This is a genomic window from Streptomyces sp. NPDC087420 (assembly GCF_044744165.1).
Taxonomy (GTDB): domain Bacteria; phylum Actinomycetota; class Actinomycetes; order Streptomycetales; family Streptomycetaceae; genus Streptomyces.
Genome location: NZ_JBIUXU010000016.1, coordinates 94,217 through 114,431 on the forward strand (window position 1 = coordinate 94,217; position 20,215 = coordinate 114,431).

Annotated in this window: 21 protein-coding genes; 18 read left to right on the forward strand and 3 right to left on the reverse strand. The window is 69.8% G+C overall.

Annotation, left to right across the window (positions count from 1 at the left end):
- The first annotated feature begins 75 nt into the window (after positions 1–75).
- Complete coding sequence (locus ACIO1C_RS30400; protein ID WP_401869431.1) at positions 76–1,440, forward strand: Nramp family divalent metal transporter; 1,365 nt, start codon at positions 76–78, stop codon at positions 1,438–1,440.
- 143 nt (positions 1,441–1,583) lie between these two features.
- Here the strand turns inward: ACIO1C_RS30400 and ACIO1C_RS30405 are convergent, their stop codons facing one another.
- Positions 1,584–3,305 (reverse strand): chitinase, encoded by a 1,722-nt coding sequence (locus ACIO1C_RS30405; protein ID WP_401869433.1) that lies wholly within the window; start codon positions 3,303–3,305, stop codon positions 1,584–1,586.
- A gap of 336 nt (positions 3,306–3,641) precedes the next feature.
- On the opposite strand from ACIO1C_RS30405, the gene ACIO1C_RS30410 reads away from it, so the two are divergent.
- The 14 genes from ACIO1C_RS30410 (at position 3,642) to ACIO1C_RS30475 (ending at position 15,550) form a co-directional block, all read left to right on the forward strand.
- On the forward strand, positions 3,642–4,520 hold the full coding sequence (locus tag ACIO1C_RS30410; protein WP_401869435.1) for a hypothetical protein: 879 nt from the start codon (positions 3,642–3,644) through the stop codon (positions 4,518–4,520).
- A gap of 91 nt (positions 4,521–4,611) precedes the next feature.
- Positions 4,612–5,322, forward strand: coding sequence for a Flp pilus assembly protein CpaB (gene cpaB, locus ACIO1C_RS30415; protein WP_401869438.1), 711 nt, complete (start codon positions 4,612–4,614; stop codon positions 5,320–5,322).
- 7 nt (positions 5,323–5,329) lie between these two features.
- On the forward strand, positions 5,330–6,625 hold the full coding sequence (locus ACIO1C_RS30420) for a CpaE family protein (RefSeq protein ID WP_401869441.1): 1,296 nt from the start codon (positions 5,330–5,332) through the stop codon (positions 6,623–6,625).
- A gap of 134 nt (positions 6,626–6,759) precedes the next feature.
- Positions 6,760–7,155, forward strand: coding sequence for a pilus assembly protein (locus ACIO1C_RS30425; RefSeq protein ID WP_401869444.1), 396 nt, complete (start codon positions 6,760–6,762; stop codon positions 7,153–7,155).
- Positions 7,152–7,505: a TadE/TadG family type IV pilus assembly protein gene (locus tag ACIO1C_RS30430; protein WP_401869445.1), complete on the forward strand. Its 354-nt coding sequence runs from the start codon at positions 7,152–7,154 to the stop codon at positions 7,503–7,505. Before ACIO1C_RS30425 ends, ACIO1C_RS30430 begins: the two co-directional genes overlap by 4 nt.
- 77 nt (positions 7,506–7,582) lie before the next feature.
- A complete protein-coding gene (locus ACIO1C_RS30435; protein ID WP_401869448.1) occupies positions 7,583–8,923 on the forward strand; it encodes a CpaF family protein in 1,341 nt (446 codons plus the stop codon).
- Positions 8,924–9,042: 119 nt separating this feature from the next.
- Entirely contained in the window at positions 9,043–9,984 is a 942-nt protein-coding gene (locus ACIO1C_RS30440; RefSeq protein WP_401869451.1) for a type II secretion system F family protein, read from the forward strand.
- Between the two features lie 75 nt (positions 9,985–10,059).
- A complete protein-coding gene (locus ACIO1C_RS30445; protein WP_401869686.1) occupies positions 10,060–10,947 on the forward strand; it encodes a DUF5936 domain-containing protein in 888 nt (295 codons plus the stop codon).
- Between the two features lie 79 nt (positions 10,948–11,026).
- Positions 11,027–12,319, forward strand: a complete 1,293-nt coding sequence (locus ACIO1C_RS30450) for a sensor histidine kinase (RefSeq protein WP_401869453.1) — start codon at positions 11,027–11,029, stop codon at positions 12,317–12,319.
- Between the two features lie 2 nt (positions 12,320–12,321).
- Positions 12,322–13,065 (forward strand): response regulator, encoded by a 744-nt coding sequence (locus ACIO1C_RS30455; RefSeq protein ID WP_401869455.1) that lies wholly within the window; start codon positions 12,322–12,324, stop codon positions 13,063–13,065.
- Positions 13,066–13,275: 210 nt separating this feature from the next.
- Complete coding sequence (locus ACIO1C_RS30460) at positions 13,276–13,509, forward strand: hypothetical protein (protein WP_401869458.1); 234 nt, start codon at positions 13,276–13,278, stop codon at positions 13,507–13,509.
- The gene (locus tag ACIO1C_RS30465; RefSeq protein ID WP_401869460.1) at positions 13,506–14,240 is read left to right on the forward strand and encodes a pilus assembly protein TadG-related protein; all 735 of its coding nucleotides are present in this window, start codon (positions 13,506–13,508) and stop codon (positions 14,238–14,240) included. Before ACIO1C_RS30460 ends, ACIO1C_RS30465 begins: the two co-directional genes overlap by 4 nt.
- Positions 14,241–14,267: 27 nt before the next feature.
- Positions 14,268–14,876, forward strand: a complete 609-nt coding sequence (locus ACIO1C_RS30470) for a hypothetical protein (protein WP_401869462.1) — start codon at positions 14,268–14,270, stop codon at positions 14,874–14,876.
- Positions 14,876–15,550 carry an OmpA family protein gene (locus tag ACIO1C_RS30475; protein WP_401869465.1) on the forward strand — a complete coding sequence of 225 codons (675 nt, stop codon included), beginning with the start codon at positions 14,876–14,878 and terminating at the stop codon, positions 15,548–15,550. The genes ACIO1C_RS30470 and ACIO1C_RS30475 overlap by 1 nt, the downstream gene beginning before the upstream one ends.
- A gap of 78 nt (positions 15,551–15,628) precedes the next feature.
- Here the strand turns inward: ACIO1C_RS30475 and ACIO1C_RS30480 are convergent, their stop codons facing one another.
- Positions 15,629–15,997: a DUF192 domain-containing protein gene (locus ACIO1C_RS30480; protein WP_401869468.1), complete on the reverse strand. Its 369-nt coding sequence runs from the start codon at positions 15,995–15,997 to the stop codon at positions 15,629–15,631.
- A 41-nt stretch (positions 15,998–16,038) separates the two neighbouring features.
- Here ACIO1C_RS30480 and ACIO1C_RS30485 point away from each other — a divergent pair, with 41 nt between their 5' ends.
- Together ACIO1C_RS30485 and ACIO1C_RS30490 are read left to right on the forward strand one after the other, a co-directional pair.
- A complete protein-coding gene (locus tag ACIO1C_RS30485) occupies positions 16,039–16,824 on the forward strand; it encodes a prepilin peptidase (protein ID WP_401869470.1) in 786 nt (261 codons plus the stop codon).
- A gap of 89 nt (positions 16,825–16,913) precedes the next feature.
- Positions 16,914–17,699: a class I SAM-dependent methyltransferase gene (locus tag ACIO1C_RS30490; RefSeq protein ID WP_401869473.1), complete on the forward strand. Its 786-nt coding sequence runs from the start codon at positions 16,914–16,916 to the stop codon at positions 17,697–17,699.
- Positions 17,700–18,017: 318 nt separating this feature from the next.
- Here the strand turns inward: ACIO1C_RS30490 and mgrA are convergent, their stop codons facing one another.
- On the reverse strand, positions 18,018–19,055 hold the full coding sequence (gene mgrA, locus ACIO1C_RS30495; protein WP_401869476.1) for an L-glyceraldehyde 3-phosphate reductase: 1,038 nt from the start codon (positions 19,053–19,055) through the stop codon (positions 18,018–18,020).
- A 157-nt stretch (positions 19,056–19,212) separates the two neighbouring features.
- On the opposite strand from mgrA, the gene ACIO1C_RS30500 reads away from it, so the two are divergent.
- Complete coding sequence (locus ACIO1C_RS30500; protein WP_401869688.1) at positions 19,213–19,974, forward strand: isoprenyl transferase; 762 nt, start codon at positions 19,213–19,215, stop codon at positions 19,972–19,974.
- The last annotated feature ends 241 nt before the right edge of the window (positions 19,975–20,215 follow it).

Below are 20,215 nucleotides of genomic sequence, written 5' to 3' on the forward strand. Positions count from 1 at the left end.
CCTCTTGCGCGATCACCGCTCGCCCCGCTTTCGTGACGTGGGTCACGTACGGGGACGAGTGGAGGCGCGATACGCATGGCAGGCACCACGGACAGCGGCACGGGTGAGTACAGCGGTACGGACGGGGCCGCACCCGATCGGGCGGGCCTGGCGCCCGAAAAGACCGCCGCCACCCCCGGCCCCCGCAGGTCCAGTTGGCGGTACATCGGTCCCGGGATCGTGGTCGCCGCGACCGGGGTCGGGGCGGGGGACCTGGTCGCGACGCTGATCGCGGGCAGCAAGTTCGGGTACACCCTCCTGTGGGCCGCGATCATCGGCTGCGTCGTCAAGATCTCGCTCGCCGAGGCCGCCGGACGCTGGCATCTCGCCACCGGCACCACGCTCTTCGAGGGCTGGCGCAGCCTCGGTCACTGGACGACGGTCTACTTCGCCGTCTACGTGGTGGTCTGGGGCTTCGTGTACGGAGCGACGGCCATGTCCTCCAGCGCCCTGCCGCTCGTCGCGCTCTTCCCCGAGGGGCCCGGCCTCAAGACCTGGGCGGTCATCACCGGTCTGGTGGGGCTGGTCTTCGTCTGGTTCAACCGGTACGCCGTCTTCGAGAAGGTCATGACGGTGCTGATCGGGATGAAGTTCCTGATTGTCATGTACGTAGCGATCCGGGTGGCCCCCCGCCTCGGCGACGCGTTCGCGGGGCTCGTACCGGTCCTGCCGGACGGCTCGCTGCTCTACACGCTGGGGCTGATCGGCGGGGTCGGCGGCACGATCACGATGGCCGCGTACGGCTACTGGGTCAACGCCAAGGGGTGGACCGACTCGCGCTGGATGCGGGTGATGCGGCTGGACAACCGCGTCGCGTACGTCACCACGGGCTTCTTCGTCGTCGCCATGCTGATCATCGGCGCCGAACTGCTGCACTCCTCCCAGATCGCGCTGACCTCGGGGGACCGGGGGCTGATCGACCTCGGCACGATCCTGGAGGACCGCTTCGGGGTGGTCACCGCGAAGCTCTTCCTGGTGGGCTTCTTCGCCACGTCGTTCGGCGCGCTGATCGGGGTGTGGCACGGGGTGAGCCTGATGTTCGCCGACTTCGTGGACCGCTTCATCAGGGAGCGCTTCGGGGTCGACACGGAGGACATGGTGGACATGGTCGCCTCCGGACAGCGGGAGCGGTCCTTCATGTTCCGCGCGTACCTGCTGTGGCTGACCTTCCCGCCGATCGGGCTGCTCTTCCTCGACGAGCCCTTCGGACTGGTCGTGGTGTACGGCGTCCTGGGCGCGTTTTTCATGCCGTTCCTGGCGCTGACGCTGGTCTGGCTGCTCAACTCCTCCCGTACGCCCGCCGAGTGGCGCAACGGGGTGCTGAGCAATGTGATGCTCACGGTCGCGGGGCTGCTGTTCGTCGTGCTGTGCGCGAAGCAGGTCAAGGATCTGATCTGGTAGGCCCGTCGTGCGGGGTGCGTGCGGGGTGCGTCCGGGGCCGGACGCGCGACAGCGCCGTCGGGTGGGGTTCGACGGCGCTGCCGGCCCTGTGGGGGGTCTTCGGTCGTGCGGGTCCGCTACGGGACTTCCGTTACGGGGTTCCGTTACGGGAGGGAGTGGACCTTCGGGCCGACGGCGTTCGACCAGGCGTTGCCCGCCGTCGCGTCCCAGTTGGTGGACCAGGTCATCGCGCCACGGAGGCCCGGGTAGGTCTTCGACGGCTTGAACGAACCGCAGTTGGTGCCCCGGGTGAGGCAGTCCAGCGCGTTGTTCACGATCGTCGGGGAGACGTAACCGCTGCCCGCGCCCCGCGTGGAGGCGGGGACGCCGATGCCGACCTGGGCGGGGGCGAGGCCGCCTTCGAGCTGGATGCAGGCGAGCGCGGTGAGGAAGTCCACCGAACCCTGCGAGTAGACCTTGCCGTCGCAGCCGAGCATCGAACCGCTGTTGTAGTACTGCATGTTGACGACGGTGAGGATGTCCCGCACGGCCAGCGCGGTCTTGAAGTACTCGCCGCCCGTGTTCTGCATGTCGATGGTCTGCGGCGCCATCGTGAGGACCATGCTCGAACCGGCCTTCGCGGCCAGCTGGTGCAGGGCGCTGCTCATGTACGTGGAGTTGAGGCCGTTCTCCAGGTCGATGTCGACGCCGTTGAAGCCGTACTCCTGCATCAGCGCGTAGGCGCTGTTGGCGAACGCCGTCGCGGAGGCGGCGTTGTTGATGGAGATGGTGCCCTTCTCGCCGCCGATGGAGAGGATGACCGACTTGCCGGCGGCCTTCTTCGCGGCGATGTCCGACTTGAACTCGGCGGCGGAGCCGTAGCCGACGGCCGGGTCCAGGTTGAAGGTGATCTGGCCGGGGGTGGCGGTCGCGTCGGCGAACGACACCGCGATGATGTCGTACTGCGCCTGCACGTCACGGAGCTTCTGGACGGCCGCGCCGTTGTTGAAGTTCTGCCAGTAACCGGTCAGCGCGTGCTTGGGTACGGTGGGGTTGGTGCCGCCCCCGCCCCCGCCGCCGGTCGCCGAGGTGGTCGCGTTGACCGTGGCCGACTTGGGGCCCTCACCGGCCGCGTTGGTCGCGGACACCTGGAACGAGTACGACGTGCTGGCCGCCAGGCCCGTCACGGTCGCGGACGGGGAGGTCGACGACTGGACCCTCGTACCGTTGCGGTAGATGTTGTACCCGGTCGCGTTGGACACCCCGCCCCAGTTCAGGGTCACGGACGACGAGGTCACCGAGCCGGCCGAGAGGCCCGCGGGCGAGCCGGGGATCGTCGGGCCGGGGTCGCTGCCACCGCCGCCGTCGGGGCCGAAGACGGAGATGTCGTCGGCGAAGTAGGTGGGAGTGCCGTACCAGCCGTGGGTGTAGACGGTCACGGACCTGGTCGACGCGCCCGTCCTGAAGCTGGTGGTGAGCTGCTTCCACGAGGTGCTGTCCGGCGTCCAGGTCGACACGTCGGTCGTCCCGGTCCCCTCGGCTCCCAGGTAGGCGAGCCCGCCCTGCACCCAGGCGCTCAGCGTGTAGGTCGAGTTGGGCTGTACGGCGACGACCTGCGAGCACTTGGCGTTGTCCTGGCCGCTGGGCGCGCCCTTCAGGGCGGCGGCGCCACCGTGCACGGGGGAGCCGACCGTGGAGCCGCTGCCGGCGGAACAGGTCCAACTCCCGAGCCCGGACTCGAAGCCCGCGTTCTTCGCCACGTTGATGTCGGCGGCCTGCGCGGTCCCGGCGAGCCCGGTCACACTCAGCGCTCCGGCGGCCGCGACGGCCACCGCCCCGCCGATCCACGTTCTGACGCGTCCTCTGGAGCCTGGTGCACGTTCCACTTGCTGCCTCCGCTGGGGGTTCGGGGATGGAGGTACGTAAAGAGTGAGAGGAACGGTGGCCACCGTTGGACGTAGAAACTGGTCCAGACCAATCAAGTTGTCAAGACCTCTGGCAGAAGGTCGTATACGGGAGCGCTCCCGACCGGCCCGGAAGACGCCCGGCGCGCTGCTTCGCCCGATTTTGTAGCTGCCCGTCATGTGACGGCCACAGCCCGGGTATCCGAAAGGTGTTCTCTGCACCGTAAGACGTGGATAAAGTGCTGGGGCAGGAGAACGGAGCAGGAGAGATCTGCGGTCGCCGGGGCTCCGGCGTCCCGGGCTGAACGGGGAACCAACGTGCCGACCGCGATCGCTGTCACCAGCCCGGATCTGGTGCTGCCGCCGACCGACCAGCAGACGCCCACCGCGACCCTGCTCCAGCCGCCCGACGCACAGCCGTTGGGCGACGCGCTGGCCGACATGCAGGTGCTCGTCGAGCAGTACGGCTATGTCGTCGCCGTCTATCCCGCGACCATTCCCACCCCGCACGAGCGGCGGCTGCACACCGTCCGCAATCTCTTGGAGAGCGACCGGATCGCGCTGCTCAAGGTGGACCTGCCGCCGCTCGCGGTGGCCGTTCTCGTGCGCCAGCTACGGCAGTTGTCCCTCTGCGACTTCCACCCGGGGATCATCGCCTCCGCCGCCCGGCTGCTCTCCCACTACATCCACGCGGGCGCCCTCCTGAACTCGGTCGCCCGGCTCGACCGGGTGCCGGTGAGCCTCAAGTCGCACGCCAAGTCCTGGGTCCCCGGGGCGCAGTTCGGCGTTCTCGCGAACCCCACTCCCCAGCTGATCAAGATCGGCGCCGGTGAACTCACCGGACCCGATTTCGCCACCCATCTTGTCGTCGGACAGGGATCGTTGCAGTCCGACTGGGTGACGGAGACCCTCGCACCCGCCTGGCGCGTCCAAGGTGTCCAGGAGTGCGCGTTGCCGGCGGAATCGCCGGCCTGGTGGGGTACGGCGAAGATGATCGAATTCGCCGCGTTCCTGCCGGACATCTCCGTGCTCTACCAATTGGTCGCGTCGGTCCGCCGCGAGGTGTGCGGCTGGTGCGGATCGGAACTCATAGGAGACCGCTGCGGATTCTGCTCCGCGCCCCTCGGTCCGCCCGAGACCCGCGGCCGCGTCAGCGGTGTGCTGACCAGGGGAAGCCCTACGCGCCAAGGGGCGTAGCCCGCCGGCCGGACACCCGGCGACCTCCCCGTACCCGCTCCGATCTGTCACGCTTCCCTGACCCACGTCTTCGAACGAGGTTGCCCCTCCCATGAATTCACGGCAACGCCGCGGCGTCATACTCCTTCTCCTCTCGATTCTCTGCGCCGTCGCGGCCTTCGCCGGTGTGCTCTCGGTGATACGGGACGTGAATTCGAAGGTCGGCCCCGAAGTCGACGCGTACCGGCTGAAGGTGGATGTCGCCCCCTACACACCGCTCCAGAGCGGGCAGTTCGAGAAGATCGAGATGCCGGAGCGCTGGCTGTCCGAGAACGCGGTGACCGACCTCTCCGTACTCAACGGAAAGATCGCCGTCACCACCCTGAAAAAGGGATCCCTGCTCCAGGACGACATGATCGTCAAACGCCCCGAACTCGCCTCGGACGAGCAGGAGATCGCCATCATGATCGACGCGGAGACCGGCGTCGCGGGCAAGATCAGGCCGGGCGATCTGGTCAACATCTTCGCGACCTTCCCCGGCGACAACGACGGCGCCACGGCGCAGTCCCGGATCATCGTCCCCAACGCCAGGGTTCTCGACGTCGGCAAACTCACCGCCCTCGAAGCCAAGGAGAGCGACCGGACCCGCACCGGACTCCAGCAGGCCGTCCCCATCACCTTCGCGCTGAAGACCAAGGACGCCCAACGGGTCGCGTACGCCGAGTCCTTCGCGGACCACGTGCGGCTCGCCCTCCTCCCCGACGGCAATCCGACAACGCTGCGCCCCGGGGAGAGCACCTACACGCTCGAAGGGGACAAGTGAGGGACGCATGACCACCCGAATCCTTCCGGTCGTCGGTGACGCCGACGCCGCCCGGTCCATCACCACCCTGCTCAGCCAGCTCCCCGACGCGGAGCCGGCCGCGCCGGTCGGCGACTCGACCTCGCTGATCGACACCCTGGCCCGGCTGGCCGCCGAGTCGATCGACGAGCTGCCGGAAGTGGTCCTGGTCCACGAGCGGATCGGACCGGTGCCCGCGCTCGAACTCATCCGGGAAGTGGCCCTGCGCTTCCCGGCCGTCGGCGTCGTCCTGGTCACCTCCGACGCCAGCCCCATGCTCTTCTCGGCCGCCATGGACTCCGGCGCCCGGGGCCTGGTCGGACTGCCGCTCTCGTACGAGGAGCTGGCGCAGCGCGTCCAGGCCGCCGCCGGGTGGTCGGTGGGCGTACGGCGCCATCTCGGCCAGGGCGCCGAGGTGTTCAGCGGCCCCGGGGGGATCGTGGTCACGGTCAGCGGGGCGAAGGGCGGCGTCGGGACGACCCTGACCGCCGTACAACTCGCCCTAGCGGCCAGGGCGTCGGGTATGACAACCGCGCTCGCCGACCTGGACCTCCAGGCCGGGGACGTCGCCTCGTACCTCGATGTGCAGTTCCGCCGGTCGATCGTGGACCTCGCCACCATCCAGGACATATCGCCACGGGTGCTCCAGGACGCGGTCTTCATCCACCACACGGGGATCGGCCTGCTGCTGGCGCCGGGGGAGGGGGAGCGGGGCGAGGAGGTCAACGAGCGGTCCGTACGGCAGATCGTCAGCGCGCTGCGGCACCGCTACGACGTCGTGGTCATCGACTGCGGCACCCAGATGAACAGCGCGAACGCGGCGGCGATCGAGATGGCCGACACCACCCTGCTGCTGACCACCCCGGACGTGGTGTCGGTGCGGGCGACCAAGCGCATGGTGCGGCTGTGGGACCGGCTCCAGATCCGCAAGGCGGAGGAGACCGTGACGGTCGTCAACCGCCACACGAAGAACACCGAGATCCAGCCCCAGCTGATCGAGCGGATCACCGGCACCCGGGTCTCCCGGTCGGCGATCCCCGCGAACTTCAAGGAACTCCAGGCGGTCGTGGACGCGGGCCGGTTGCAGGATCTGGAGTCCAAGTCCACCGTGAAACAGGCGATCTGGGGCCTGGCGGGGGAACTGGGCCTGGTGAAGGCGCAGGAGGGCGAGCGGAAGCACGGCAAACCGGGCAGGACCAGGAACAGGGCAGACCGGGACCGGGTCAGGAACCCCGGACCGAGCGCGATCGGAGCGAGACGGGCGAGAGGGCAGATCGAGCCATGAACCGTCCTGGGACACCTACGGGGATACGTACGCGGTACGGAGAAGTGCGGCGCGGAGAGGCACGGTCCGGTGACACGTGTTACGGGGACACGCCGTCCGGCGACGCGCCGTCCGGGGGCATGCCCTCCGGGGACATGCCGTCCGGCGACGTTCCGTACGCGGAGAGGCTCGGCGCGCGGTTGCGCGAGGACCGGGGCCAGGCCGCGTTCGAGTTCACCGGCATGATCCCGATCATCCTTGGCACCCTGGTGCTGCTCTGGCAGGCGGCACTGATCGGCTACACGTTCTCGCTCGCCGGCAACGCGGCCGACAAGGCCGCGCGGGCGGCTGCGGTGGGCGAGCCGTGCGGCGCCGCGGCGGCGGAGGACCTGCCCGGCGCCTGGAGTCTGGGCGGGGTCAACTGCGGCGGGGGCGGCGGCGATCTGGTCACCGTCGACATCGGCCTCAACACCCCCGTACTCTTCCCCGGCTTCAACATCCCGGTCAACATCACGGCCCACGGCTCCGCCCTGAGGGAGACCACGCCATGAGCGCGCGGAGGGATCGGGAGAAGGGCCAGGCGGCCCTCGAATTTGTCGGCGTGATCACGCTGCTGCTCATCGTCGGGCTCTCCGCCGTGCAATTGGGCCTGGCCGCCTACGCGGTGCAGCAGGCCGGGACGGCGGCGCGGGCGGCGGCCCGTACGGCGTCGTACCGGCAGGCCGACATGGACCCCGCGGTAGCGGGGGAGGCAGCCGTCAGCGGCTGGCTGAACCCCGCCATCAGCGTGGGGGACGGCGGGGACGCGGTAACGGCGACCGCCACCGTCCCCGTGCCGTCCGTCCTGCCCCTTTTCGATTTCGGCCCCGCGATCAGGAGCGCGACGATGCCGAAGGACTGACAACCAATCTCATACGACAGCAACGAGCGCGATCCGGCACATCGGCAACACATGAGCGAAACGTGGGAGTTGAGGACATGAGCCTGCGGGCACGCATCAACAGCCCCGAGCCGTCCAACGGGCACGGCGAGGAGAGCCTGCTCGTCGGGGTCTACCGCGCGAAACTCCTCGAAGAGATCGACCTCGCGGAGATGTCCGCGCTGGCCGCGGCCGAACGCCGGGCCCGCCTGGAGCGCGTCCTCGGCCACATCATCAGCCGGGAGGGCCCGGTCCTCTCCAACGTCGAGCGCTCCCAGCTCATCCGCCGCGTCGTGGACGAGGCCCTGGGCCTCGGCATCCTGGAGCCGCTGCTGGAGGACGCCTCCATCAGCGAGATCATGGTCAACGGCGCCGACCAGGTCTTCGTCGAGCGCGGGGGACGGCTGGAGATGCTGCCCCTGCGCTTCGCGTCGAACGAACAGCTGATGCAGACCATCGAGCGCATCGTGTCGACCGTCAACCGCCGTGTGGACGAGGCCAATCCGATGGTCGACGCCCGGCTCCCCTCGGGCGAGCGTGTCAACGTCATCATTCCGCCGCTGTCCCTGACCGGACCGATCCTCACCATCCGCCGCTTCCCCCGGGCCTTCACCCTCCAGGAGATGATCGGCCTCGGCTCGCTGGACCAGCAGATGATGCTGCTCCTGGGCGGACTGGTACGCGCGAAGTTCAACGTCATCGTCTCCGGGGCCACCGGCACCGGCAAGACGACCCTCCTCAACTCCCTCTCCGGACTGATCCCCGAGGGCGAGCGCATCGTCACCATCGAGGACTCCGCCGAACTCCAGCTCCAGCAGTCCCACGTCATCACGCTGGAGAGCCGCCCGGCCAACGTGGAGGGCAAGGGCCAGGTCAGCATCCGCGACCTCGTCCGCAACTCCCTCCGTATGCGACCCGACCGGATCATCGTCGGTGAGGTACGAGGCGGCGAGACCCTCGACATGCTCCAGGCGATGTCCACCGGTCACGACGGCTCGCTCGCCACCGTCCACGCCAACAACGCGGAGGACGCGCTGATGCGGCTCCAGACCCTGGCCTCCATGTCGGAGGCCGGGATCCCCTTCGTGGCGATCAAGGACCAGATCAACAGCGCCGTCGACGTCATCGTCCAGCTGACCCGGCACGCCGACGGCTCCCGCCGGGTCACCGAGATCGCCATCGTCGACTCTCAGGGCAGGGAGGAGTACCGGATCGTCTCCGTGTGCAAGTTCCTCGCCCAGCCCATGGCACCCGACGGCCGGATCTACGGGAAGTTCGAGTACTACCCGCTGCCGCGCCGGGTCGCCGAGCGCCTCTACCTCAAGAGCGAACCGGTGCCGCCGGCCTTCGGAGTCGCCCGTACGGAAGCGCAGTTGGCGATACGGAACTCACCGGCCTGACGCACCCGCCGGGGGCGAGCGCCCTCCGCCCGAGCCCCCGTCCCGCCCAAGTCCCTGTCCCGCCCAAGTCCCCGTCCCGCCCCCGTCCCTGTCCCGTCCACCGAGAAGGTCCGTACGCCATGGTCAACCTCCCGCTCCTGACGGTCGGCCTCACCCTGTCCACGGGTGTGCTCGCCGTCGTCGGCGTGCACGTCTACGCGTCGGGCAGGGCCCAACACCGGGCGCTCGTCGACCGCATGACCCAGACGGGCCAGCTCGCGGCGGACACCGGCCGCCGCCGGCGGTTCACCGGGGTCGACCGGCGGCTGCGCGGGACCACCACGGGCAAGCGCATCGAACAGAAGATCGCCGCGACGGGCCTCGACCTGACCCCCGGCGAGTACACCGTCTACGTGGCGGCCGGCCTGCTCGCCCTCTACTTCGTCGTCGGCGCGGTCTTCGCCCCGTTCTTCGGCTTCCTGGCGGCGCTGGTCGGCCTGTGGGGCGGCAACGCGTTCCTCAACTGGCAGCGGGTGAAGCGTACGGAAGCCTTCATCGGCCAACTCCCCGAGCTGACGCGGGTCCTGGCCAACGCCACCCACGCCGGCCTGGCGATGCGTACGGCGCTGGCGATGGCCGCGGAGGAACTCGACAACCCCGCGGGCGAGGAACTGCGCCGGGTCGCCGACCAGCTCAACATCGGCCACTCCCTGGACGACGCGCTGGGCGAACTGGCCGACCGGCTGCCCTCCCGCGAACTGGTCGTCCTGGTCACCACGGTGGTGCTCTCCAGCCGGGCGGGCGGCCAGATCGTCAGCTCTCTGCGCAACCTCACCGAGACGCTGGAGGAGCGCAAGGAGACCCGCAGGGAGGTCACGACCATGCTGGCGCAGGTCAAGGTCACGGCCCTCGCGGTGCCCCTGCTCGGCCTCGGCTTCCTGCTGATGATCAACGCCATGGCGCCGGGCGCCCTGGACAAGATGACGGGCTCGGTGATCGGCCAGATCGGCACGATCGTCGCCTTCGCCATGTACGCCGCCGGCTACATCCTGATCCGCCGCATGTCCCGTATCCAGGTCTGAACCCGGCCCGGGAACAGGAAGAACGCGACCGGGAAGAAGAGAGGAAGAGAGCAACTGATGGGATCAGGAACGGGACTGGGGCTCCTGCTCGCGGTCGCGATGGGCGTGGCGGTGTACGGCGTCTTCCACGGCATCCGCCTCTATCGCGCGGACGCCAAGCTTCCCGGCGACCTGGCGGTGGCCCTGGAGATCGGCGCCACCCGCACCACGGCCGTGGGCTCCGGCATCGACCGCCTCGGCATGCGCTGGGCCCCCACCGTGCTCGGCCTGATGGGCCCCAAGCGGGTCGAAGCCCTGCGCCACCGGCTCGACATGGCGGGCAACCCGGGCGGCATCACCGTCGACCGCTTCGCCGCCCGCCGGGCCGTCTACGGGATCCTCGGCGCGTTCGCCGCCCTCGGGATGGTCGCGCGGGGCCAGACCGTCATCGCGGTGGTCGCCCTCACCTTCGGCCTGGTCTGGCCCGACGTCATCATCCGGGCGCACGTGCGCAGGCGCAGGGCGGACATCGAACGGACCCTCCCCGACTTCCTCGACGTCCTCGCGGTGGTCGTCTCCGCCGGACTCGGCTTCCGGCAGGCGCTGGAGCGGGTCGCCGACAAGTACACCGGCCCCTGGTCCGACGAACTGCGCATCACCCTGCGGCAGATGGACATGGGCGTCAGCCGCCGCGAGGCCTTCGAGCAGCTGCGCAGGCGCAACGCCTCCGAGCAGGTGTCGATGTTCGTCACCGCCCTCCAGCAGGGCGAGGAGCTGGGCGCCCCCATCGTGGACACGCTGATACAGATCGCCAACGACATGCGCCGTACGGACGCGCAGAACGCGCGCCGCAGCGCCGCCCAGGCGGTGCCGAAGACCACCCTCGTCGTCACGATGGTGATGCTCCCCGCCACCATGATCCTGATCGTCCTGAGCTTCTACTACGGCTCGGGAGTCGACTTCGGAAGTGTCCTCTCGGGCTGATGGGGCGTTGACAGGAAGCACACCGGAAAGCACCGGGCAGTACGAGCGACCACCGGACACCCGAAGGGAGGCGACCACCATGGCGACCACCATGGCGGCGACCACGGCACCGCATGTCCCGCCGCTCCCGATCCAGGTCAACGCCCTGCAAGCGCTGTGCCGCCAGACCTTCGGCTTCCGGCTCGCGATGATCGCGCTGGCCGCGCCCTTCGCCCTCGACCGCGTGCTGAGCACGCCGGGGACCTGGCTGGTCGGCTCGGCGGTCCTGGTCACGTTCATGGTGTCGTACGTCCTGCTCCGCGACTGGGAACGCTTCGGCCCCGTCCTGCTGCGCCACCCGGCCCTGCTCGCCGCCGACATGTTCTTCGGCGCGCTCCTGCTGGCGACGGCGTCGCCCGACTCGACCCTCGCGTACGTCACCATCTGCACCCCGCTCCTGGCCGGGCTGGTGTACGGCTGGCGCGGCGCGGCCCTGTTCGCCGTACTGCAATCGCTGATCATCGCCGCCGCGTACGCCGTCAACGGCGAGGTGGAGGCGGGCTTCAACGCCCTGTTCCTGCCGGGCCTTTGTGTCATCGCGGGCGCGGTGGGCAGCACGCTGCGCAACCTGGTCCTGGGCTTCGGCATGGCGAGCCAGGCCCTGACCGAGGCCCGCGCGAGACTCGCCGCGCACGGCGCCGTCGAGGAGGAACGCGCCCGTCTGGCCCGGGAGATGCACGACTCGGTGGCCAAGACCCTGCACGGCCTGGCGATGGCGGCGGAGGGCCTCGCGAGCACGGTGGACCGTACGGACCCGCTCACGGTCCGCCGCCAGGCCGAACTGGTGGCCCGCGCGGCCCGGCGCGCGGCGGCGGAGTCACGGGAGCTGCTGGCGGACCTGAGGACGGACCCCGGCCCGCCGCGCCAGTCGGCGGCCGGGGTGGACATCCTGGCCGAACTGCGATTACAGACAAGCCATTTCGCCTCCCGGCACGGGGTACGGACCACCTTCCACCGGCTGGGGGACGCGGCCGTGCCGCTGCTCCCGCCGGTGGCCGCGCGGCACGCGCTGACGATCGCGTCGGAGGCGATGGACAACGCCCACCGCCACGCGAACCCCGCCGAGATCTCGGTCTCGGCCGGGCTGACGGGTGATGTCCTGCGGATCAGCGTGTACGACGACGGCCAGGGCCTCCCGCCGGACATCTCCCTCAACTCCCTCGCCCGGACCGGCCACTTCGGCATGGTGGGCATGGTGGAGCGGGCCGCGTCGATCGGGGCCCGTATCCGCATCGGCCGGGGCGGGGCGGCGAACGGCACGGAGGTACGGCTGGAGGTCCCGTCCGCCGCGCTGGGGACGACGGACACCGCACCGCCGGCGAGGAGGCCCTAGGGATGCCGGACCCCCAGGAGAGGGCGCGGCCGCTGCGGATCGTGGTCGCGGACGACAATCCAGTGGTACGGGCGGGCCTGGCGGTCCTGCTGTCGGGGCGCGACGACATAGAGGTGGTCGCGGAGGCCTCGGACGGCCGGGAGGCCTACGACCAGGCCGTACGCCACCGCCCCGACGTCATCCTGCTGGACGTACGGATGCCGGGCGTGGACGGACTCGCCGCCCTGCCCCGCCTGGTGCCGGTGGCCCCCGTCCTGATGCTGACGTACAGCCGCGAGAACGAGATCGTGTACGAGGCGCTCAGGCGCGGCGCGGGCGGGTATCTCGTGCATGGCGAGTTCACGGCGGACCAACTGGTGCGGGCGGTGGGGGACATCACGGCGGGGCGGGCGCATTTCAGCCACTCGGCGGCGGGTGCGCTGCTGGCGAATGTACGGCAATTCACGCAACACCCTTTGCATACGCAATCGAATGTGGGACATTCTTCCGGGGGGCGTCAGTTGCCACCCGCTGTCCTGTGCGCGGAGTTGAGCCGGCGGGAGGGGGAGATCATGGAGTTGATCGCGTCGGGAATGACCAATCAGCAAATCGCCGCGGCGTGCTTCATCAGCCAGAAGACGGTGAAGAATCACATCAACCGCATCTTCGCCAAGCTGAACGCGCGCAACCGCGGTGAGGCGATCGACCGGTGGCACGGGGTCGCGCCGGGAAGACCGGGAGGCCCCGGGAAGATCGGTGAGCCATGACCGACACCGTCCCGATCGGAACGAAAGCCCCCGCCACCCCTTGCTGGGCCCCGCGTTGGGCCCAAGGACCCATGGCGAGAGGGGCTGCCCCGGCGTACGTTTCTCATGTCACGCGTGAGACCGGCCGGGAGGAAGCCGGTAGCGCGCGCGACGCACAGGAAGCGCACGAGCCGGCCGGCAGTCGGCCGGCCGACACCGGAGGGGAACGCCATGTCGAACATCCCGCTGAAGGCCGCCACCGCGACAAAACACTACGTCGGCACCTGGACGAACACGGCGATCACCGCGATGAAACGGCGGGGCGACAAAGGCCAGGGCGCGGTGGAGTATGTCGGGGTGATCGTGCTGGTGGCGCTGATCATCGCGGCGCTGGTGGGGTCGGGCGTGGCCGGGACCATCGCCAACGGCCTCGCGACGCAGGTGAACAACATCCTCGGCGGGTGATATCGCGGAGTTCCCGTGAGGCAGGGCAGGCGGCGCCCCTCTACATCATGATGGTGGCGAGCCTGCTCTTTCTCGCGCTCGCTTTTTTCGCGGTCGGGCAGGCCGGTGCCACGCGCAACGGCGCCCAGTCGGGCGCCGATGCCGCGGCATTGGCGGCGGCCCAGGAATCCAGGGACCTGTTCAAGGACGATCTCATCAAGGATCTTTTGACACCGGGCTTTCTGGACGACGTGTTCAACGGAAATCCCGTGGGATCGGCCCAAGGCTGCGCGGCCGCCGGTTACTTCGCCGGGCAGAACGGCTCCGATGTCAGCGGTTGCGCCGCCCTCACCGACGGGAGATGGGGATTCACCGTCGACGTCGTCACTCAGGAGCCGGTGGGAAATACGATCCTGCCCGGCACCGAGACCAAGCACGGCGAGGCGCGGGCCACCGCGATCGTCGAGCCCCGGTGCAGCTTCGAGATCGCCGAGGACCAGGAGAACCCGCCCGGGGAACCCACGGAGCCCGGGGAACCGGCAGAGCCGGGAGGGCCGGCAGAGCCGGGAGGGCCGGGAGGGCCGGGAGGGCCGGGAGGGCCGGGAGAGCCTGGGGAGGACGACCCCGCCGACGACCCGCCGAAGTCTCCCGGTGACCTTCATTGCGAGGGCACCCTCGTGCACGTCGATCCGGAGCCTGACCTCCTACCGGACATGGCCGACCTGTTTACCGTCCGACTGGCCCAGGACTGACCGCGAGCGACGTTAGGAACAGCACTCATGAGAATGTGGCATGGAGCGAAGGCGAGCAGGGTCGCGGGGACAACCCTGTCGGCTCTCGCCCTGATGGTGTCCCTCGCGGCGTGTGGCAGCGGGAGCGGAAGCGGCGCCGACGGCGACGAGAAAGGGTCGGCGAGCAAACCGGCGTCCTCGGCCCCCGCCGAGGAGACGCCCACGGCGGAGAGCAGCGGCCCGACCGTGCCCGACACCAGCAAGACGTTGACAACTATCAACGGCAGCAATGGCTTTCAGATTGTGATTCACACCGCGGACCGTGACGAAGGCGGATTCCTGACCGTCACGGGCACGATCAGGACCAGCAGCGGCAAGAGCGAGGTCGCTCCCGTCGAATGGAACGGCCAGGAGCCCCAGGTCCAGCGGACGGGCCGCTCCCTGGCCGGTATGACGCTCGTGGACAAGGCGGAGAAGAAGCGCTATTACGTGCTGCGTGACACCGACGGATTTCCGCTGACCACCACCGGGATCGTGGCGGTCAAGCCCGGCGACGGGGTGGCGTTCTTCGCCCAGTTCCCCGCCCCGCCGGATTCGACGTCGCAGGTGGACCTCCAGCTTCCGATGATGCCCACCGCAACGATTGCGATCTCCTGATGCGTGCCCCCCTGCCGCGCGCACGCAGCGGGCGTGCCCCCACGCCGTACGCACGCACCCCCCGCCCCCTGACCGCCACCCTCGCCGCCGTCGTCCTCCTCGCCGGCATGCAGTTCACCCTCGCCGCCGGCGCCCGCGCCGATGACGGGCCCAGTGTTCCGCCCGGGACCGGGTCGACCTCGCCGCCGCCCGAGGTCGACGCCGGCGCCTCCGGGCTCAAGTTGCGCGACGGCGCCACCCTCGCGCCCGCCAAGGTCCTCGACATCATCTCCATCGTCGAGACCGAGGGCGGCGAGGAACGCCGCGAAGACACCAACGAGAACGTCAAGTTCGCCCTCCAGGCCGAGGTCCTCTTCGGCAAGGACAGCGCCAAGCTGTCCCCCGCCGCCACCTCCCGCATCGCCGCCATCGCCGACGAGATCAAGCAGCAGGGCTCCACCAAGGTCCGCGTCTTCGGCTTCACGGACAACCTCGGTTCGGCCGGGCACGGCGACGTGCTCTCCAAGCAGCGCGCCGAGGCGGTGCACGGCGTCCTGGACACGGAGTTGGCCTCCGCCGGCATCACGTACGAGATCCGTGGCTACGGCGAGGACTACCCCATCGCGGACAACGGCACGGAAGAAGGCCGCAAGAAGAACCGCCGCGTGGAGGTCTCCTTCCCCCGCAACGACTGACCGGTACCTGTATCGGTCAGTCGTACCGGCACCCGCACGGAACCCCGCCCCGAACCACCAACCCCGGGCGGGGTTCCGCTATCCCGCCGTCCGTACCCCCACCCGCGTCCCCACCCGCAGTCCCCACCCCGCCATCGTCCCCGCCTCCGCCTCCAGCACATGGCGGGCCCGCCACCGGGGCAGCGGCAGACGGCCCGGCCTCAGCGTGTGGACGTCGAGGACCGTCAACTCCCTGTCCAGATAAGCAACATCGATCGCGAAGCGCATCCGGAACGTGTGCACGCTGCCGCACGGGGTGATCAGCAGCGCCCCGTCGATCCCGTCCCGCCCCAGCAGACCGCGCCGCCTCGCCCCGTACGAAGCGGCGATCTCCAGATCCACCTCCGCTTCCCTCCCCGCACCGGCCCCGACCGTCAACGTCCCTCTGCCGTCCCGCCAGTTCCCCATGTCCCGACCGTAGACCCGAGTCCCGCCCTAGAGTCAGTGACGTGTACGCCACGCTGATCGCCGTCGCCGCCCTCTGGGGCGCCGTCACCGGGGTGCTCGTGCCGCGCGCCGCGTACCGGCTCTCGGTCGAGCCGGAGGATGCCTGGCGCGCCGACTGCCCGGCCGGACACCTGATCACCGGCCCGGCCGCGGGCTGGCTCGGCACCACACGGTGCGCCCCTTGCGACGCCACCGGCGTTGACCACAGCCCCGCCCCCCACCCCGGCACCCCCTACGCCCCCTCCCTCCTCCTCCCCGTCCTCACCGCCCTCTCCTGCGCCGCCCTCGCCGCCGCCACCGGCCCCCGTCCCGCGCTCGCCGTCTGGCTCCTGCTCGCGCCCTTCGCCGCGCTCCTCGCCCGCGTGGACGCCGCCGTCCGCCGCCTCCCCGACGTGCTGACCCTCCCGCTGGCCGCCGCCACCGCCACGCTGCTCGGCGTCGTCGCGCTCCTCCCCGGCGAGGACGGCCGGAGCGGCGGCTCCTGGACGACCTCCCTCCTCGGCGGACTCACCCTCGGCGCCTGCTACTTCGTCCTCTTCCTGGTCAACCCGAACGGCCTCGGCTTCGGCGACGTCAAGCTCGCCCTCGCTCTCGGCCTTGCCCTCGGCTGGTACGGCTGGGGCGCGCTGCTCGGCGGCGCGTTCGCCGGCTTCCTGCTGTTCTCGCTGTACGGCTCCGCCCTGATGCTCCGCCGCCGGACGACCCGTGGCATCACGCTCCCCTTCGGCCCGTTCATGATCGCCGGAACGCTCCTCGGCCTGCTCGCAGCGGGCCTGACGAGCCGCTAGCGGCCGTAAATCCCTGTGAAAACCTGTGAAAGCCCATACGGCCCGCGAAAACAGTCGCCAACTCGCCGCCCCGATGCCACGATCTCCCCATGTCTGACACCGGTGCCCGTACCTTCGAAGAACTGATCGCGGAGGCCGAAGCCGCGTCCGTGGACGGCTGGGACTTCTCCTGGCTCGACGGCCGGGCCACCGAGGAACGCCCCGACTGGGGCTACGCCCGCCTGCTGGCCGACCGGGTCTCCCGCGCCACCGCCGCCCTCGACCTCCAGACCGGCGGCGGCGAAGTCCTGGCCGAAGCCCTCGCGGCCGGCCGGCCGAAGCCCTCGCTCACCGTCGCCACCGAGTCCTGGCCCCCCAACGTCGCCCGCGCCACCGCCCTCCTCCACCCCCTCGGCGTCGCGCTGGTGGCCGACCCGGACGAGCCCCCGCTCCCGTTCGCCGACGCCGCCTTCGACCTGGTCGTCAGCCGCCACCCCGTGCGGGCCTGGTGGGACGAGATCGCCCGGGTGCTGCGGCCCGGCGGCACGTACCTCTCCCAGGAGGTCGGCCCGGCCAGCGTCTTCGAGCTCGTCGAGTACTTCCTCGGCCCGATGCCGCCCGAGATCCGCTCCGGCCGTGACCCCGACCGCGCGGCGAAGGAGGCCGAAGCCGCCGGACTCGACGTCATCGATCTGCGTACGGCCGCCCTGCGCACCGAGTTCCGCGACATCGGCGCCGTCGTCTACTTCCTGCGCAAGGTGATCTGGATGGTCCCCGGCTTCACGGTCGAGCAGTACCGGGACCGGCTCCTTGAGCTGCACCGCCGTATCGCCTCGGACGGCCCCTTCGTGGCGACGACAACACGCTTCCTCATCGAGGCCGTCAAGCCCGGCTGAGCAGCCCCCGCCCTGCCCCGCCGCCGCGTCAAGCCTGCGCCGTCACCCTTTCGCTCCTGAGAGTGACGACAAGGCGTGGCGAGTTCTCGCCATTTCCCCGGGGCCGTACCGCGAAAAAGCCCGGAATCCCGGGCCCCGCAAGGGGTCGAACCGCTGCCCGCCCGCCAACCCGGGCCCCTCGGGGCGCACCAACGGGCGCACCAACCCTTACGAAGGGTTATGGTGGAACTCCCCCCCCTCGGGCCGGTCCGTATCCCCCCCCACGGACCGGCCCGTTTTTTCATGTCCGGGGGCGACCCTCGGGCACGACGCCGAGCCTCAGTTCCGCCCGGCCCAGATGTTCGTGCCCTCGGTGTCCACCGCGAAGCTGTCGATCTCCGCCAGCTCGTCCTTGGACAGCGGCCCCGCCGACAGAGCGGCCACGTTCTCGTCCAGCTGCTTGACGCTGGACGCGCCGATCAGCGCCGACGTCATCCGCGGGTCACGCAGCACCCAGTTCAGCGCCAGCTGCGCCAGCGACTGGCCGCGCCGCCCCGCGATGTCGTTCAGCCCGTTCAGGCGCCGGGTGACCTCCTCCGACAGCAGGTGCGGGTCCAGGGACTTGCCCTGCGTGGCCCGCGACCCCTCCGGTATCCCCTTGAGGTACTTGTTGGTCAGCAGGCCCTGTGCCAGCGGGACGAAGGAGATGCAGCCCATCCCCGCCTGCTCCAGCGTGTCGAGGAGCCCCTCGTCCTCGATCCAGCGGTTGATCATCGAGTACGACGGCTGGTGGATGAGCGCGGGAACGCCCATCTCCTTGAGGATGCGGGCCGCCTCGGCGGTCTCCGCCGCCTTGTACGACGAGACACCCACGTACAGCGCCTTGCCCTGCTGCACGGCCGACGCCAGCGCGCCCATCGTCTCCTCAAGAGGAGTGTTCGGGTCCGGGCGGTGCGAGTAGAAGATGTCGACGTAGTCGACGCCCATCCGCGCCAGGGACGCGTCGAGCGACGACAGCAGGTACTTACGGGAACCCCACTCGCCGTAAGGACCCGGGTGCATCAGGTAGCCGGCTTTGGTCGAGAGGACCAGCTCGTCCCGGTAGGCCTTGAAGTCCTGGCCGAATATCTTGCCGAAGTTCAGCTCGGCCGAGCCGGGCGGCGGCCCGTAGTTGTTCGCCAGATCGAAGTGCGTGACGCCCAGATCGAAGGCACGGCGCAGAATCGAGCGCTGTGCTTCCAATGCGTAGTCGTCACCGAAGTTGTGCCAGAGGCCGAGCGAGATCGCGGGCAGTTTGAGGCCGCTGCGACCGCTGCGCCGGTACTCCATGGAGTCGTACCGGTCGTTGGCTGCGAGGTAAGTAGGGAAATCAGTCACGCATACTTCCTTATCACGGACTTGTGACAGAGCGGGTTGGGTGCCCGTGGTGCCCGCGCAGTACTGTGACGGCTTCGGGGTCCCTGGGCCGGCCCCAGGATCCCGTCAGTGGACTTAGTGGACGCGCCGGTCCCCACGGAATCGAGAGGTGGACTCAGTGAACCTGCGCGACCTGGTGTACAGGCTCTACGCACGCCGGGTGGAAGGCCGTCTCGACCACGACCAGGTGCCCAAGCACATCGGCGTCATCCTGGACGGTAACCGTCGCTGGGCGAAGGCGTCCGGCGGTACGGCCGAGCAAGGACACCAGGCGGGCGCCAGCAAGATCCTCGAACTGCTCGGCTGGTGCTCCGAGACCGACGTCCAGGTCGTCACCCTCTGGATGCTCTCCACGGACAACTTCGACCGCCCCGAGAACGAGCTGGTCCCCCTCCTCGGCATCATCGAGAACACGGTCCGCCAGCTGGCCGCCGACGGCCAGTGGCAGGTGCACCACGTGGGCACCCTCGACCTCCTGCCCGCCCGTACCCAGACCGTTCTCAAGGAGGCCGAGCAGGCCACCCTCGGGAACAAGGGAATACTCGTCAACGTCGCCGTGGGCTACGGCGGCCGCCAGGAGATCGCGGACGCGGTCCGCTCCCTGCTCCTCGACCACGCCAGCAAGGGCACCTCCTTCGAGGAGCTCGCCGAGATCGTCGACACCGACCTGATCTCCTCGCACCTCTACACCCGCGGCCAGCCCGACCCCGACCTGGTCATCCGCACCAGCGGAGAACAGCGGCTCTCCGGCTTCATGCTCTGGCAGAGCGCCCATTCGGAGTACTACTTCTGCGAAGTCTTCTGGCCGGCCTTCCGTAAAGTCGACTTTCTTCGCGCCCTGCGCGACTACGCGGCGCGTCACCGCCGCTACGGAACCTGACCGGAACCTGACCGAGCCCTTGTTCCCCAAGGCCTCCGCGCCCCGGTAGCGCCGTCAGGCCCGGCCCGTACCCCCGTGGCCCGCGTCCCTTTCACCCGAGGTTCACCCGCCGTCCGTCATATGCCATGGCATGGCTGAGCGCGTTCCAGGGAATACAGCTTCCAGGTCGACGTCCGAAAAGCCTTCCGGGAGCAGCTGCCGGGCGGATGTCGCATCTCAGCGGACGGCATGGGGCCGTCCG